Here is a 14,988-nt window from a genome sequence, read left to right as displayed (position 1 = left end):
TTAAGAACATCAGCTGCACTACCTTGCTCCAGTAAACAGCCTGAAAAAATTCTTCGTCGTTTGCTGAGCTAGCTCCTCAAATGATTCACCCCGTAATTCAGCCAAACACTTCGCTACTTCCACTACATACTGCGGCTCATTGGTCTTACCACGATAAGGCACTGGTGCCAGATAAGGCGAATCGGTTTCCACTAATAGGCGATCTAGAGGGACTTTTTTAGCGACTTCATGGACATTAGTCGCTTTCTTAAAAGTCACAATCCCAGAAATTGAAATGTAAAAGCCCAAATCCATGGCTTGCTTGGCCATATCCCAGTCTTCGGTAAAGCAATGTAAAACACCACCTGCTTGCTCAGCCCCTTCTGAACGCAGAAGTGCTAGCGTGTCTGCTTTGGCTTGGCGAGTATGAATGACCAGCGGCTTGTTCAGCTGTTTTGCAACCGCTATATGGTCCACAAATGATTGGAGCTGCTCAGCCTGGGAGTGTTGATCATAGTAATAATCCAGCCCAGTTTCTCCAATTGCCACTACCTTTTCTTGGATGGCATGGCTGATTAGCTCCTCAGCAGGCAGTGACCCTTCAGCGGCTGATAATGGATGAATACCTACACTGGCCCAGACATTGTCATATAACTGCGCTATCTCAACCACTGGGTTGATATTGTCCTTATCTACAGCAATTGCTAAAAAGCCAGCAACCCCACGACTGCTCGCTTGTTGCAAAGCAGCTGATAAATCACCTTGATAAGGCGCTAAATCAATACGATCTAAATGACAATGTGAGTCAATTAACATAACAACAGAACCTAACCTGTAATACGTACTGGGTATTACCCATTTTAATCAATAAAGTGAATTTGTAATGTTTGGTATTACTGGATACTGTAAAATACCACTTAAAGTAATTTCTTAAAATAAAGAAAAAACCCGTGTAAAAACACGGGCTTAGGAGAACTTTTTAACAATGAGTTTTACATAGTATGGGTCGGTCTATCAGACTGTAGCGCTCCGGCCAGGTAGGTTTCAATTTTATTTCGAGCCATATCATCCTGACCGTTAAATTGCACCCCTATACCTGCAGCACGGTTACCTTGAGCGCCCTTTGGAGTGATCCATACCACCTTACCTGCAACAGGAATCTTTTCTGGCTCATCCATCAAATTAAGCAGCAAGAACACTTCATCGCCTAACTGATAAGTCTTATTAGTTGGAATAAACAGCCCACCATTCCCCACAAAGGGCATATAAGCCGCATAGAGCACTGCTTTATCCTTAATGGTTAATGACAAGATTCCGTTTCGTGGACCAAACTTAGGAGGTTTCATGACAACAGCCTAACTGTATTCAATCAATCTAATGGATTGTTAGATGAAGCCAGCCAATAAACAGGTTTTCTAACATTAACTGCTTATTCTGGTTTGCCGCACCCAACAACCGCTGACGCTGTTCAGACAGCCACATATAATAACCATAGAGTCGAGTTACACCTGCTTTAGTTGAAACATAACTCAACATTTTAAGCATATCCTGATTTTTGATGAATGTCGCATCTTTTGCCATCGCCCACTTAATCATCTCTGCCAACCAGTCTACCAGCCAGTCAAATAGGCAGAGTAAATCTTCATCGAGCCATTCTTGAGCAGCAGCCACAGGGGTTTTCTGTCCTTTGGTAATCGCGGCCAAGCAAGCCTGCAATGCCTGACGTTGCTTCAGCCGCTGCTCCTTGTGGAAAGTTAAGGCTGTCAGGGGCTGGTAATGAGCGGCTACTAATAATTTTCCTAAGTCGTTGTCAGGCAACGACTGCTGTAGCAGCCAGTCTTTCGCTAACGCTAATCCTGGAAGTGGAAATGCCAGTACCTGACAACGGCTTTTGATGGTTGCCAGCAGCGCACTGGTTTGTTCACTCAGTAACAATAGAATCGTATTGCTGCCAGGCTCTTCCAGACACTTCAGCAAAGCATTGCTAGCATTGATGTTCATGGCATCCGCGGGGTCAATAATAATCACCCGATAGCCACCCTGCTGGGCGGTTTTGGCTGCAAAATCAATCAGCTGCCGGATTTGATCAACTTTAATAGGCTTGCCAGTTCCTTCCGGTGCAATCTGCAACATATCCGGATGAAAACCTGCATTAAACAACAGGCATGATTTGCATTGCTGACAAGGTGCAGCAGTGTTTACATTTGGCTGCAAACACAGCAGCAACTGACCAAATAGTTGGGCAAAATGCAGTTTCCCTACCCCAGGCATACCATGCAGTAAATAAGCATGAGCCAGCTTTTGTTGCTGACGCTGGGACATTAGCTGCTGCCATTGCGATAGCTGCCAGGGTAACGGCTTAGCCTCAAAGCTAAGCATGTTGTTTTACAACCTTGGCCAATACCTGTTCAACCTGCTGCTGAACCTGTTCCAGGGGCTGACTTGCATCAATAAGGTAGAATTGTTCAGGATATTGCCTGGCTCTTTCCAAGTAGGCCTGCCTGACCCTCTCAAAAAAATCGATGGTCTGGCTCTCAATACGATCTAGTGCTCCTCGCTTAGCCGCTCGCTGTAACGCATCTGCCACAGACATGTCTAGCAGCAGTGTAGCGTGAGGTCTAAGTGAGCCCTGCACAAGTTGCTCAAGCTGACTGATTTGAAGGACATCGCCCCCTCGCCCACCGCCTTGATAGGCATATGTAGCATCTGTAAAACGATCACAAACCACCACCTTTTGCTCAGCCATAGCAGGCTTGATTACCTGCTCAATATGTTGCGCACGGGCCGCAAACATCAACAATAACTCAGTGATATCAGCAACAGGCTCCTGCTGAGGGGTCAACAATAAGTTACGGATTGCTTCTGCAAAGGGGGTTCCCCCTGGCTCTCTGGTGGCTATATTAGGCAGACCATTCGTCTGTAACCAGTTTTTAATAAATGCTATACAGGTAGACTTGCCTACCCCTTCAGAGCCTTCCACGGTAATGAATAGACCTGATTTCAGTTTTGACATGGTATTTTGCTTAAAATTACTTAATTATTAACTGGTTGAGAGCGATAGTTATCGCGCCGGTTTAACTGATATTTACGCACAGCCCGGTTATGCTCTTTAAGCGTTGCAGAAAAGTAGTGACTACCATCCCCTTTAGCTACAAAGTACAAAGACTTACCCGGTGCAGGATTTAATACTGCATCAATTGCTGCTTTTCCAGGTAATGCAATCGGCGTAGGAGGCAGGCCCTTGATGGTATAAGTATTATAAGGGGTCGGTTGACGCAAGTGCTTACGGGTCAAGTTGCCCTGGTACTTATCCCCCAACCCATAAATAACCGTAGGGTCAGTCTGTAACCGCATCCCTTTTTCCAAACGGCGAGTAAACACACCAGCAATTTGCGGCCTTTCACCAGCAGCGCCTGTCTCTTTTTCCACAATTGAGGCCATGATGAGCACTTCATAAGGCGATTGATAAGGGAGCCCTTCTTTGCGTTGCTGCCACTCTGTTGTAAGCACCTTATCCATCTTGCGATATGCACGCAGTAGCAAGTCTTTATCACTCATACCTGCAGTAAAAAAATAGGTATCAGGAAAAAACAAGCCCTCTGCATGTTTACTCGTTTGTCCTAGCGCCTCCAGTAAGCTTTCTTGATCTACTGATACTGGTAAGGTATGGGTAATTTGAGGGTGCTTGGTTATAGCTCTCAGCATTTGCCTGACATTCCAGCCTTCAACCAACGTTATGCTGTACTGCCGTTGTTTACCATTAACAAGTGTATTTAATAAATCCTGGTGATTAGCACTTGCTTGTAGCTCAAACTCTCCGGCTTTAAGCTGTTGTGCTTTACCTTTGGCTCTTATGTAAAGTGCAAATAGCCAGTCATATTCAACCAGCCCTTGTGATTTCAACTGTTGAGCAATCTGCTTGACAGAAGAGCCACTAGCAATGGTAAGAGTGGTTTGCTGTTGGGCCTTCAAGGGCTGCTGACCATACATATCAACCCCATAAATTAGCGCCCAGGCAGCAGCGACTAAAGCGATACCGGCAAGAAAAAGCAACAATGTTATTGTTTTGAAAATAAACGTTCGCATGGCATTACAGCATTTATCAGCGCCTGCAACTGCTGAGTCAAGGAGCCTAGAGGCCAAGACCATTGGCGGTAAGCTCTGACTGGCCAGATTCCTATCACACTATTACAGACAAATACTTCTTTGGCCTTGGCAAGGTCAGCAACAGTATAACGCTCCTGCGTCGTTGCAATACCCCGTTGTTGCGCTTGTTGAAGCACAAACTGGCGACAAACGCCAGCCACTCCACAATCATTTAGGTTTGGCGTGTGCAACTCACCATTATCGGCCACCCAAAAAACATTGGTCATTGTGCCTTCTACAATATGCTGGTTCAAATCCAGCATTAGCCCTTCTGCAAACTGGTTATCATTCCACTCTTGCCGAGCCAGCACTTGTTCAAGTCGGTTCAGGTGTTTTAAGCCTGCCAGTAAAGGTTGATGCCCCAATAAGCTTTGGCAGTCAAATAGCTGAATACCTTGTTGAAAATTTTTCGCAGGATAGTTGGGCAATGGGTACCATAACAGCAGCCGAGCTGGCTGATTGGCACCTGAGGGGCTATAACCACGACCACCTGAGCCACGGGTAATCATAAGCTTTACGATGCCATGATCCTTTTGCTCAGCGATAAAACCCTGTAGTTCTTGCTCAACAATACCTGGCTCAATGGTTATGCCTAGGCGCTGACAGCCAAGCCTAAGCCGCTCTAAATGCTGCTGCCACCAAATAGGCTGCTTGTTATCCACTCGAATCGTTTCAAACAAGCCATCACCATAGTGCAACCCTCGATCTGTTGCTGGCAAGCCAGTAACTGCCTCACCATTTAGCCAACAGCTATTCAATCGACATTGTTCAGCCAACCTATCTACCTCTTTACAGGGTGTCGCAAAAGTCATTTTTAGCACCCTCTCTCTTTGAAGTTATCGCTAAAACAGGGATAAGAAGTAATAGGGTGTTTCTCCAGTACCTTTTCGCAACACCGCCACAGGGGAAAAGGAACTTGATTTAAAGCACTTTTGCAACACTCTTTTTATCAATAACAGCTTACTTGAGCCAGAGGTTAGACTTTGGCAAATACTAGTGAAGCATTCGTACCACCAAATCCAAAAGAGTTTGATAGTGCATACTCTATCGCCAGCGATCGTGCTTCATGTGGCACATAGTCGAGCGTGCACTCAGGATCGGGGTTATCTAAATTGATGGTAGGCGGTGCGATCTGATCACGAATAGCCAACGCAGTAAATGCCGCCTCAATTGCGCCTGCAGCACCCAATAAGTGCCCCGTCATTGATTTAGTTGAGCTCATTGCCAATACAGTCGCGTGGGAACCCATTAGCTGTTCAACTGCTCGTGACTCTGCCACATCACCTACTGGTGTAGAAGTGCCGTGAGCATTGATGTAATTAATTTGCTCAGGAGACAATCTGGCATCTTTTAAGGCATTCTCCATTGCTTTGAGTGCTCCGCGGCCATCTTCAGGCGGTGCTGTGACATGAAAGGCATCGGCGCTCATACCAAAGCCTGTCAGCTCTGCATAAATAGTGGCGCCTCGACGCTTAGCATGCTCGTACTCTTCTAGCACCAATACTCCTGCCCCATCACTCAAGACAAAACCATCACGATCTTTATCCCAAGGGCGGCTGGCCTTTTCTGGGTCATCATTGCGAGTCGATAATGCCCTTGCAGCACTAAAGCCTGCCATACCGATAGCAGCTGAAGCTTTTTCAGCTCCTCCAGCCACCATGATATCAGCTTCATCATAAGCAATATTGCGTGCTGCCAACCCTATACAGTGAGTACCTGTGGTACAGGCAGTACTAATGGCATAATTTGGGCCCCGAAGGTTATACATCATGGATAACTGGCCGCTAGCCATATTGACAATCGAGGCTGGAACAAAGAAAGGAGAAATTCGCCTCGGCCCTGATTGATTGAGAATCTGCACATTCTGCTCAATGGTTGAGATTCCTCCTATGCCGGAGCCAATCACCGTACCAATCCGGTCTGCATTGGCATCAGAAACTTCAAAGCCAGCATCTTTTATGGCTTGAATGGCTGCAACCAAACCGTACTGAATAAACATATCCATTTTGCGGGCCTGTTTTGCAGGCATATATTCAGTAATATCCAAGTCCTTGATGGCACCTGTAAACTTTGTCGGCAGGTTTGCTACATCCATAAAATCAATAGTGCTGATGCCACTTTGACCAGCTAGTATTTTTTGCCAGGTAGCTGAAACCGTATTTCCTAATGGAGTCACAAGCCCTAAACCGGTAATCACCACTCGTCTGCGAGACACTAATGCTCTCCCCAAATAAATAGCTAGCTATCAACGAAGAATATAAAGCAGCAATAATAAACGATATTGATGCAGATATTTCTTCCACAATTACAAATCAATTAGTTGTTTAATTAAACGCCGCTTGTTTTACGACAAACGAGCAAAAAAAAATATTAAGGAATTTCTACGGTTTTATGAAACTCCAAACACCACACATTGGGTATACACTGATAATTTTAGCTTGAAACAGGATTCAACGTTTTTTAAACAACACTACCAAAAGACAAGGTCAGCCCCTATGAGGCGTAAATCGCTGAGCAATATTTTATTAAACGCATATCAAAATTGAAACAAGCCTTTGTCGAATCACTATAAATAGCTGTACTGCCAAAAATACAGCGTATAGCACTGTCTTCAAGCTCAACAAAAATAAGCCACAAATAAAAAGCCGTTCAGAATATGAACGGCTTTTTATTTAAACGAACGAGAAGCAAATAAAATTACTGGTGATTAATAACGTAATCAATCGCTTCTTGAACAGTTGTAATTTTTTCTGCTTCTTCGTCAGGAATCTCGGTTTCGAACTCTTCTTCTAAAGCCATGACCAGCTCAACAGTGTCTAGAGAATCAGCGCCAAGATCGTCAACAAAAGATGCGCCATTTGTCACTTCTTCTTCTTTAACGCCCAATTGTTCGCAAACGATTTTTTTGACGCGTTCATCAATGGTACTCATACCTTGTTCTGCTCCTATCTAGTTATGCAGTCTCGCTGCAGAGGTAAGTGTATAAAAACGTGTGTGATGAATGCAAGTTTCACCACCCCCAAAAATTACCGGGTATTCTAGCAGCACTTTTGGGGAGTACAATGGGAATTATCAATTATCCCATGTACATACCCCCATTTACATGGAGAGTCTCGCCCGTAATGTAGCCTGCAGGCTCACTGGCAAGGAATTTAACTGCTGCTGCAATTTCCTCTGGTTGCCCCAACCGAGTTAGCGGAATTTGCCCTAGTAATGTTTCTTTATGCGCTTCTGGCAGCTCACGAGTCATATCCGTATCAATAAAGCCAGGGGCTACTGCATTCACTGTAATATTACGTGCGCCCAGTTCCCTTGCTAATGAACGGGTAAACCCTTCAAGCCCAGCTTTCGCCGCTGCATAGTTAGTTTGCCCTGCATTGCCCATGGAGCCTACCACAGAGCTAACATTAATAATGCGCCCCCAACGGGCTTTTGTCATTGCTCTCAAGCAAGCTTTGCTCACCCGGTACAGAGAAGTAAGATTGGTGTTAATCACTGAATCCCACTCATCTGCCTTCATACGCATTAATATATTGTCACGCGTAATACCCGCATTATTAACGACTACTAACGGGTTACCACCCAGTGTATCAGCAATGTTTTTCAAGCTTTGCTCAACAGAGGCATCGTCACTTACATCTAAAACGAAGCCCTGCCCACCATTACCCAGCTCTTTTAAATAGGCAGTAATAGCCTCAGCACCTTTTTCAGAGGTTGCTGTCCCAGCAACGGTAGCGCCTGCCTCAGCTAACGCTTTAGCAATAGCTTGACCAATACCCCGGCTTGCCCCTGTAACCAGGGCGACTTTTCCAGTTAAATCCATTGTTTCTCTCAGTTATCAAATGAGTTCAACTAACTATTAATTCATTGGCATTTAGCTAACTAAAGTTAGCATTTAGCGCAGCGAGCGCCGCTTCAAGTGCTTCAAACTGCTCCAATGAAGCTACTGTTAAACGACGATTAATGCGCTTATTTAAGCCAGATAACACTTTACCAGGACCACACTCATAAATAGTGTCAACACCCGCATCAGCGATCGCCTGAACAGTATTTACCCATAATACAGGGCTATATAATTGCTTCACTAAATTTTCTCGAAGCTGCTCTATAGTATCTGCTGTTGAAGCAGTCACATTCTGCAACACAGGTATCTTGGGCTGATTTACATCAATTTCGGCTAGTGCTTCAGCTAACTTCTCTGCAGCCGGTTTCATTAACAAACAATGAGAAGGCACACTAACCGGTAAAGGCATGACTTTTTTAGCGCCTTTATCCTTTACCAAAACCATGGCACGCTCAACAGCCTCACGGTGTCCAGCAATCACAACTTGGCCAGGAGAGTTATAGTTAACAGGGGCTACTACTTGCTGCTCAGCTGCTTCGGTACAAGCCTCTGCTACCGCCCCATCATCAAGACCAATTACTGCAGCCATCGCTCCTTCACCTTCAGCAACAGCTTCTTGCATTAAGCGCCCTCTCAGCCTGACCAGCTTAACCGCATCAGCTAATGGCAGGGACTCTGCACAAACCAGGGCCGAATACTCTCCCAAGCTATGCCCAGCCACCAGCACAGGAGTAGCTGCCGTTTTGGCTTGCCATAAACGCCATAGAGCCACACTAGCAGTGAGTATTGCTGGTTGGGTCTGCTCAGTTTGATTCAGTGATTCAGCCGGTCCTTGCTGAACCAGCTGCCACAAATCATAGCCAAGTGCAGCAGATGCCTCAGCAAATGTTTCCTGAATCACTGACTGCTCAGCAGCAATTGCTGACAGCATACCTACTTGTTGTGATCCCTGGCCGGGAAAAACAAAGGCAAATTGTGTCGTCATTTAAATTGCAATCCTCTGACTTATCAGTCAATAAAAAGTCGCCATTATAAGCGAAATATTCAAAAAAGTATCTGAGAAATTATTAATCTAAACAATGTGTCTTATTTAACAGTAAAATTACTACTTATTTTTTATTTAACAGCTAAGCAATGACAAAAGCAGAAAGCAAAAAAATAACACACAACACGCTTATCTGTTTTATCAGGCAACAGATGCGGTAAAAAAATTTCAAACATCAACTGAGCAGCTGCATATGCTTTGTTTACAAGACACTGCACTAGTCTATTTCGAGCCAAGCTTCTAGGGCTTCATTCAACACTTGAGGTAGCTTAAGCTGTGCTTGCTGATAAGCCTGCTCAATTGCCGAGCTAAAACCTACACTATCTGCATGGCCATGGCTTTTTACCACAGTTCCTTGCAAGCCTAGCAAGCAGGCGCCGTTGTATATCCTAGGATCAATTTGTTGGTGCAGCTTATGAAAAAAACGCTTAGTCAACCAGCGAGTTAATGGGCTTTTTAGCCAGGGTTCTGCCATTTCCTGTAGTGAAGCTAAAATAAACTCTGCCAACCCTTCACTGGTTTTTAAAGCCACATTTCCAACAAAACCATCACAAACAACAACCGAAGTATGACCTTGAAATAGCTGATTACCTTCAACATAACCTGTAAAGTTAAGCTTTGGATTACTTTCAATCAGCTGCCTTGCCAGCCGAACTTGCTCATTACCCTTTATTGCTTCACTACCTACATTCAATAAGCCAACAGTTGGAGAGTCTATGCTATGTAAGCATTTGACCAGTAATGCTGCCAGCACAGCAAACTGATATAAATGCTCTGAATGACAATCAACATTGGCCCCCAAATCCAGTAAATAGCTTACCCCCTTCTGAGTAGGTAACCGACTGACTATCGCAGGCCGATCAATACCGGGCAGTGTTTTCAGCACATACCGACCAATCACCATCAGAGCCCCCGTATTACCCGCACTCACACAGGCATCAGCCTGACCCGATGCCACTAACTCAATTGCTTGACGCATAGAGGCCTTTGGTTTCGCACGCAATGCCCAGGTTGGCTTATCTGCCATTCCAATAACATCTGGGGCATGAACAATATCAAACTGAGTAGAATAATCAGGAAAGGTGTTTAAGTGACGTTGAATGAGGGCACGGTCACCCACGAGAATTAATTGGCAAGAATGTTGAGGCTGAAGCTTTAACCACTGAACGGCAGCAGCTATGGTGCTGCGGGGACCCAGGTCCCCACCCATTACGTCAAGCGCAATGGTCGTTAACTGGGTCAAGGATTACTCGTCGTCTTTGCTAGCTACGACTTTACGACCACGGTAAAAGCCATCTGGCGAAACATGATGACGACGATGGGTTTCACCCGTGGAGGCATCCACAGTTAACGCAGCACTCGTCAAGCTATCGTGTGCACGACGCATACCACGCTTAGACCGAGTTTTACGGTTTTGTTGAACAGCCATGAAAAGCTCCTTAAGTCTTCGACTTTTTCAAGGAAGCCAACACAGCGAATGGGTTCTTGGGTTGCTCTGATACCGTTGAATCATCTTCAGCATCAGGATCCAACCACTCCATTTGCGGCTGGCAAACTGGGTCCTCGTGAGCAGGTACAATGGGTAGATTTAGAATAAGCTCTTCATCTATCAACCTGGCTAATGAAAGATGCTCATCAGCAACCACGATTGGATCCAGGTCATCAGGCAATTGCTTGCCGGATTCATCACTCCAGACAACAGCCAGCTGGATATCGCTCGTTACACTAAGTGAAACAGGCTCCAAACAGCGCTGGCAAGTCATCTGCACTTGGGCAGTTAACTGCCCAGAAATATTAAAGTGGCCTTCTGCATCCTGAAAAAAATTCAAGTCAACCTCAACCTCACCTTCAGTACTAGTAAGGTAATTAGTTAACTGCTCAAGAGTAACAACAGACCAACACCCCTTGAAACTGACATTTTGTTTAGCCAGCCGTCGGGGATCAACTGTTTTGGGTAAATGACCTTCTGACATAAGCGCGCAATGATAGGCATAGTAGTGGTAGCTGTCAAAGGGTTTATTGCCGATTCTGGTGCAAACAGCTAATGCGCATTATTATCTAACATCACTAAAGTTAAGCTGCTAACTATTAATACTGCAAATGACTGATTTTCAACTAATCCTAGCGTCCAGTTCACCCTACCGCAAAGCATTACTAAACAAGCTACAACTACCTTTCCTATGCAGATCACCAGATATTGATGAAAAACCGCTAAATAATGAACCACCAGAGCAAATGACAAAACGCCTGACCATTGCTAAAGCCGCTGCAGTTGCCCAAAGTTATGGAGGCACCAATCACCTAATAATCAGCTCTGATCAGGTAGCCAGCCTTAAAGGCCAACTCTTAGGCAAGCCAGGTAACTTTCAAAACGCCCAGCAACAGCTAAGAGCCAGCAGTGGTAATACCGTTGTTTTTTATACAGGGTTATGCGTCTGGAATTGCAAGACTAAAGAGCATCTTTATGAAGCATCACAAACTAAAGTGACATTCAAAACACTAACAGACCAGACTATTAGTCGATATTTACAAATAGACCAACCTTTCGATTGTGCAGGTAGTTTTAAATGCGAGTCGCTAGGTATTGCCTTATTTTCCAAACTGGAAACCGACGACCCAAACAGTTTAATTGGACTGCCACTGATTAGGCTAGTGGACATGCTGGAAAGGATGGAGGTAAAAGTACTTTAAAGGCCCTGTAGCCATAGAAGAAACAGGAAGGCTCATCAGCCTTCCTAATCTAAACACGTCGCTTTTGCTTGTGCTATTGCAGTTTTATGGTGTTGTTAACACCAAGTGACTGGCTAAGACCTGAACCAATACTTGTCCCTAATTGCTTAGCAAAGCGCTCCAGGGGATTTTCCTGCGGTGTAAAATCAATCAGTTCCTCAACACCAATTACTTCTCTGGCTACATAGCTGGTACTTCCCAAGCCATCAACCAGCCCTAACGTCACGGCTTGTTCTCCTGACCAAACTAAACCACTGAAAAGCTTGGGATCATCTTTCAGGCGTTCACCTCGACCTTTTTTTACACTACCAATAAACTGCTGATGAGTGGTATTAAGTACATCCTGCCAGAACTCCGTTTCATCCTCTTTAGGTGGCAAGAACGGATCAAGAAAGCCTTTATGCTGACCTGCAGTATAAACACGGCGGGTAACACCCACCTTATCAATAGCCTCAACAAAACCAAAACCTGAAGCTACCACCCCAATCGAGCCGACTAAGCTGGCTTTATCAGCATAGATTTCATCTGCTGCAGAAGCGATATAATAGGCACCTGATGCTCCTAAATCAGCAATGACTGCATACACTTTCTTTTCAGGGTGCAGCTCACGTAGTCGCTTGATCTCATCATAAACATAACCGGATTGCACTGGGCTGCCACCAGGGCTATTGATTCGCAATACGACCGCTTTAGCCTTTTTATCTTCAAATGCAGCGCGTAGCCCTGTCACAATATTGTCTGCACTGGCTTGCTCATCAGCTGCAATCACACCATTCACATTGATAACTGCTGTATATTCACTTCCCTTCGCTGCCTTACTGATATTCATATTGGCAGCCATAGCAATGACATAAACCAGAAACAAAAATAAATAAAAGAAGGTCAGCAGTTTAAAGAAAATTCCCCAACGCCGAGAACGACGCTGCTCAACCAGGATTCCACCCACCAGATTTTCAATTAATAACCACTGCCGATCTTTTTCTGGTGGTATATTAAGATTCTCTCCACTCATTCCAAACAAAGCTCCAATATGACTACTTTATGTCCACCAGCCAGTTTACCAGCTCTTGAAATTGATCAACACACTTTATTGGCGAATGATCCAATAAACGCTGTTTAGCGTGAACTCCATAGGTAACTGCCACACGGTCAATATTGATTGCCGCTGCCATTGCCACATCATACTCTGAATCACCCACCATCAATACCTGCTCTGCCGTTAACTGAGTTTCATCCAGAATTTCTGTTAGCATGAGAGGATCAGGTTTAGAGCGGGTTTCATCTGCACAGCGAGTCACTTCAAATAAATCATGCCACGCTCGCTGATTTAGCATACGATTCAAACCACGACGGCTTTTTCCTGTGGCAACAGCTAACCGATAGCCTGCTTGCTTCAATAGTATCAACCCTTGCTCAACACCAGAGTACAAAGGAGCTGGTTTGGCCTCCGCTATTAAATAAGACTCACGATATTGATTACGAAATTGCTCATGGCTATTAGCATGCTCTGGATACAACTTCATAGTGGCTTCTGGCATACCCAATCCAATAACATCCTCGTAAGCCTCTTCAGTTAATATGGGCAGCTGGCTTGCCTCTGCCGCCGCTTTCAGGCTATGGACTATACGGCTAATTGAGTTAACCAAAGTACCATCCCAGTCGAATACAATTAATGAATAATGCTTAGCTTTTGCATTGGCAGGTAAATCACCTTGGAACAACGATATCTCCATTAAGGCTCCTAACAAGTTCAGCTGTTTGACTTCAATTGCGTAAGTGGTTGTAAAATTGACTCAGGCAGTGGTGCTTCAACATAAAATGGCGTGCCATCAGGCAAGTCGAAAGATAGCTGGGCTGCATGCAGGCACAATCGGTTGAAGCCTACTGCTTTTAGTTGGCGGTTAATAGCGAAGTCACCATATTTCTCATCCCCTACAATAGGGTGGCCTGCGTACTGAGCATGAACCCTGATTTGGTGGGTTCGCCCCGTAATAGGTTTAGCTTGAACAAGAGTCACCTCTGGATAATATTCTAATACAGTAAACTCTGTTAAAGCCTGTTTACCTTGGGGATCCACTTTAACTATCCGCTCTCCAGCCCGTGGCTCGTTTTTTCGTAAAGGTGCCGCTATCTGCTGTCGCCGCTTTGGCCATCGACCTAACACAACCGTGCGATAAATCTTATCAATGTTGCCCTGACGAATAATCTCATGAAGATAACGCAACATACTACGCCGCTTAGCAACCAGTAAACAGCCAGAGGTATCCCTATCTAACCGATGGACTAGCTCTAGTCCCTTACAATCAGGACGTAGCTTTCTTAACCCTTCAATCACACCATAGCTAATCCCACTTCCGCCATGAACAGCCAGCCCTGCTGGTTTATTCAACACCAAAAGCTGGTTATCCTCATATAAAATTGACTGCTCTAGCTCTTTTAGCACCTTCTGATGGGGCTGTACCACCGGTGTTGTTTGGCTAACACGAATGGGTGGAACTCGTACTATATCTCCTGCCAAAACACGATACTCAGGTTTTACTCGCGCCTTATTTACACGCACTTCCCCTTTGCGAATAATGCGATAAATTTTGCTTTTAGGAACACCTTTTAGGCGAGCCATTAGCCAGTTATCCAGCCTCTGGCCTACTTGTTCGGCATCAATAGTTAAATATTGGACAGTTTGATTAAGGTTCACGTACAACTCTTGGAGGGCTAACCAATAATAAGAGCGCTAGTTTAGCATTTTTTGTATTAATTGAAGCACTTATAAATTACTGATATATTTGGCCCCTGCTATAATTAGGTCACTGGTTAAACGTTATGGCAATCACTCAAGATTTAAGACCATAGTAACCAGTTGCAGCCGTCAATTGCATTGGCTTATTTCTATAGTGCAACTGGCTAAAAGCATATAAGTAATTGAAATTATTAAGATTAGGGCATACACACCACACAATTTCACTATATTAGAGGTGTGTATAATAAATATGCTACTAATCAATAGAAGCACCATATCAGATTCTGTGTAAGTGTGGAGATAAATTGTCGTTAGCATGCAGATAGAACGACCAGCAACCTTAACAACCTATGTTGCCAAACTTGCAAAAACTCCGCACAGGTGATTAAACCCGACATGAAAGGGTCGCTTGGTAAAAGCAGCAAAGCTAGGTCGTTACAACGTTAAATACAGTACTTACTCGTAACCCTGAAGCTAACCTGACAACCAATCATAGAAGGAAGAGTG

Annotated in this window: 17 protein-coding genes; 1 reads left to right on the top strand and 16 read right to left on the bottom strand. The window is 44.6% G+C overall.

Annotation, left to right across the window (positions count from 1 at the left end):
- Positions 1–18: 18 nt before the first annotated feature.
- The 13 genes from OQE68_RS24935 to OQE68_RS24875 all read right to left on the bottom strand — a co-directional run bounded on the left by OQE68_RS24935 (position 19) and on the right by OQE68_RS24875 (position 10,987).
- On the bottom strand, positions 19–795 hold the full coding sequence (locus OQE68_RS24935; protein WP_180567051.1) for a TatD family hydrolase: 777 nt from the start codon (positions 793–795) through the stop codon (positions 19–21).
- A gap of 176 nt (positions 796–971) precedes the next feature.
- The gene (locus OQE68_RS24930) at positions 972–1,325 is read right to left on the bottom strand and encodes a PilZ domain-containing protein (protein WP_180567050.1); all 354 of its coding nucleotides are present in this window, start codon (positions 1,323–1,325) and stop codon (positions 972–974) included.
- 28 nt (positions 1,326–1,353) lie between these two features.
- A complete protein-coding gene (locus OQE68_RS24925) occupies positions 1,354–2,358 on the bottom strand; it encodes a DNA polymerase III subunit delta' (RefSeq protein ID WP_180567049.1) in 1,005 nt (334 codons plus the stop codon).
- The gene (tmk, locus tag OQE68_RS24920) at positions 2,351–2,992 is read right to left on the bottom strand and encodes a dTMP kinase (RefSeq protein WP_180567048.1); all 642 of its coding nucleotides are present in this window, start codon (positions 2,990–2,992) and stop codon (positions 2,351–2,353) included. The genes OQE68_RS24925 and tmk overlap by 8 nt, the downstream gene beginning before the upstream one ends.
- A gap of 20 nt (positions 2,993–3,012) precedes the next feature.
- Complete coding sequence (gene mltG / locus OQE68_RS24915) at positions 3,013–4,065, bottom strand: endolytic transglycosylase MltG (protein ID WP_180567047.1); 1,053 nt, start codon at positions 4,063–4,065, stop codon at positions 3,013–3,015.
- Positions 4,038–4,937 carry an aminodeoxychorismate lyase gene (gene pabC / locus OQE68_RS24910; RefSeq protein ID WP_180567046.1) on the bottom strand — a complete coding sequence of 300 codons (900 nt, stop codon included), beginning with the start codon at positions 4,935–4,937 and terminating at the stop codon, positions 4,038–4,040. The genes mltG and pabC overlap by 28 nt, the downstream gene beginning before the upstream one ends.
- A gap of 164 nt (positions 4,938–5,101) precedes the next feature.
- Positions 5,102–6,340, bottom strand: a complete 1,239-nt coding sequence (gene fabF / locus OQE68_RS24905; RefSeq protein ID WP_180567045.1) for a beta-ketoacyl-ACP synthase II — start codon at positions 6,338–6,340, stop codon at positions 5,102–5,104.
- Between the two features lie 482 nt (positions 6,341–6,822).
- Entirely contained in the window at positions 6,823–7,056 is a 234-nt protein-coding gene (acpP, locus tag OQE68_RS24900) for an acyl carrier protein (protein WP_163833906.1), read from the bottom strand.
- 145 nt (positions 7,057–7,201) lie between these two features.
- Positions 7,202–7,948, bottom strand: coding sequence for a 3-oxoacyl-ACP reductase FabG (gene fabG, locus OQE68_RS24895; protein WP_180567044.1), 747 nt, complete (start codon positions 7,946–7,948; stop codon positions 7,202–7,204).
- A 55-nt stretch (positions 7,949–8,003) separates the two neighbouring features.
- Complete coding sequence (gene fabD / locus OQE68_RS24890) at positions 8,004–8,954, bottom strand: ACP S-malonyltransferase (protein WP_180567043.1); 951 nt, start codon at positions 8,952–8,954, stop codon at positions 8,004–8,006.
- 277 nt (positions 8,955–9,231) lie between these two features.
- Positions 9,232–10,257: a phosphate acyltransferase PlsX gene (gene plsX / locus OQE68_RS24885; RefSeq protein WP_180567042.1), complete on the bottom strand. Its 1,026-nt coding sequence runs from the start codon at positions 10,255–10,257 to the stop codon at positions 9,232–9,234.
- 3 nt (positions 10,258–10,260) lie between these two features.
- Entirely contained in the window at positions 10,261–10,443 is a 183-nt protein-coding gene (gene rpmF, locus OQE68_RS24880) for a 50S ribosomal protein L32 (RefSeq protein ID WP_180567041.1), read from the bottom strand.
- Between the two features lie 10 nt (positions 10,444–10,453).
- Entirely contained in the window at positions 10,454–10,987 is a 534-nt protein-coding gene (locus OQE68_RS24875; protein ID WP_180567040.1) for a YceD family protein, read from the bottom strand.
- Positions 10,988–11,114: 127 nt separating this feature from the next.
- Here OQE68_RS24875 and OQE68_RS24870 point away from each other — a divergent pair, with 127 nt between their 5' ends.
- Positions 11,115–11,705 carry a Maf family protein gene (locus OQE68_RS24870; RefSeq protein ID WP_180567039.1) on the top strand — a complete coding sequence of 197 codons (591 nt, stop codon included), beginning with the start codon at positions 11,115–11,117 and terminating at the stop codon, positions 11,703–11,705.
- A gap of 73 nt (positions 11,706–11,778) precedes the next feature.
- Here OQE68_RS24870 and sppA read toward each other — a convergent pair whose 3' ends face one another.
- Genes sppA through rluC form a run of 3 tightly spaced genes read right to left on the bottom strand, consistent with a single transcriptional unit; the run spans position 11,779 to position 14,439 of the window.
- Complete coding sequence (gene sppA, locus OQE68_RS24865) at positions 11,779–12,756, bottom strand: signal peptide peptidase SppA (protein WP_180567038.1); 978 nt, start codon at positions 12,754–12,756, stop codon at positions 11,779–11,781.
- A gap of 22 nt (positions 12,757–12,778) precedes the next feature.
- Complete coding sequence (locus tag OQE68_RS24860) at positions 12,779–13,477, bottom strand: HAD family hydrolase (protein WP_180567037.1); 699 nt, start codon at positions 13,475–13,477, stop codon at positions 12,779–12,781.
- A gap of 17 nt (positions 13,478–13,494) precedes the next feature.
- On the bottom strand, positions 13,495–14,439 hold the full coding sequence (gene rluC / locus OQE68_RS24855) for a 23S rRNA pseudouridine(955/2504/2580) synthase RluC (protein ID WP_180567036.1): 945 nt from the start codon (positions 14,437–14,439) through the stop codon (positions 13,495–13,497).
- Positions 14,440–14,988: the final 549 nt, after the last annotated feature.

The organism is Spartinivicinus marinus (assembly GCF_026309355.1).
Lineage (GTDB): Bacteria > Pseudomonadota > Gammaproteobacteria > Pseudomonadales > Zooshikellaceae > Spartinivicinus > Spartinivicinus marinus.
Note: the sequence above shows the minus strand (reverse complement) of the source record. Positions and strands in the feature narration are given on the sequence as shown.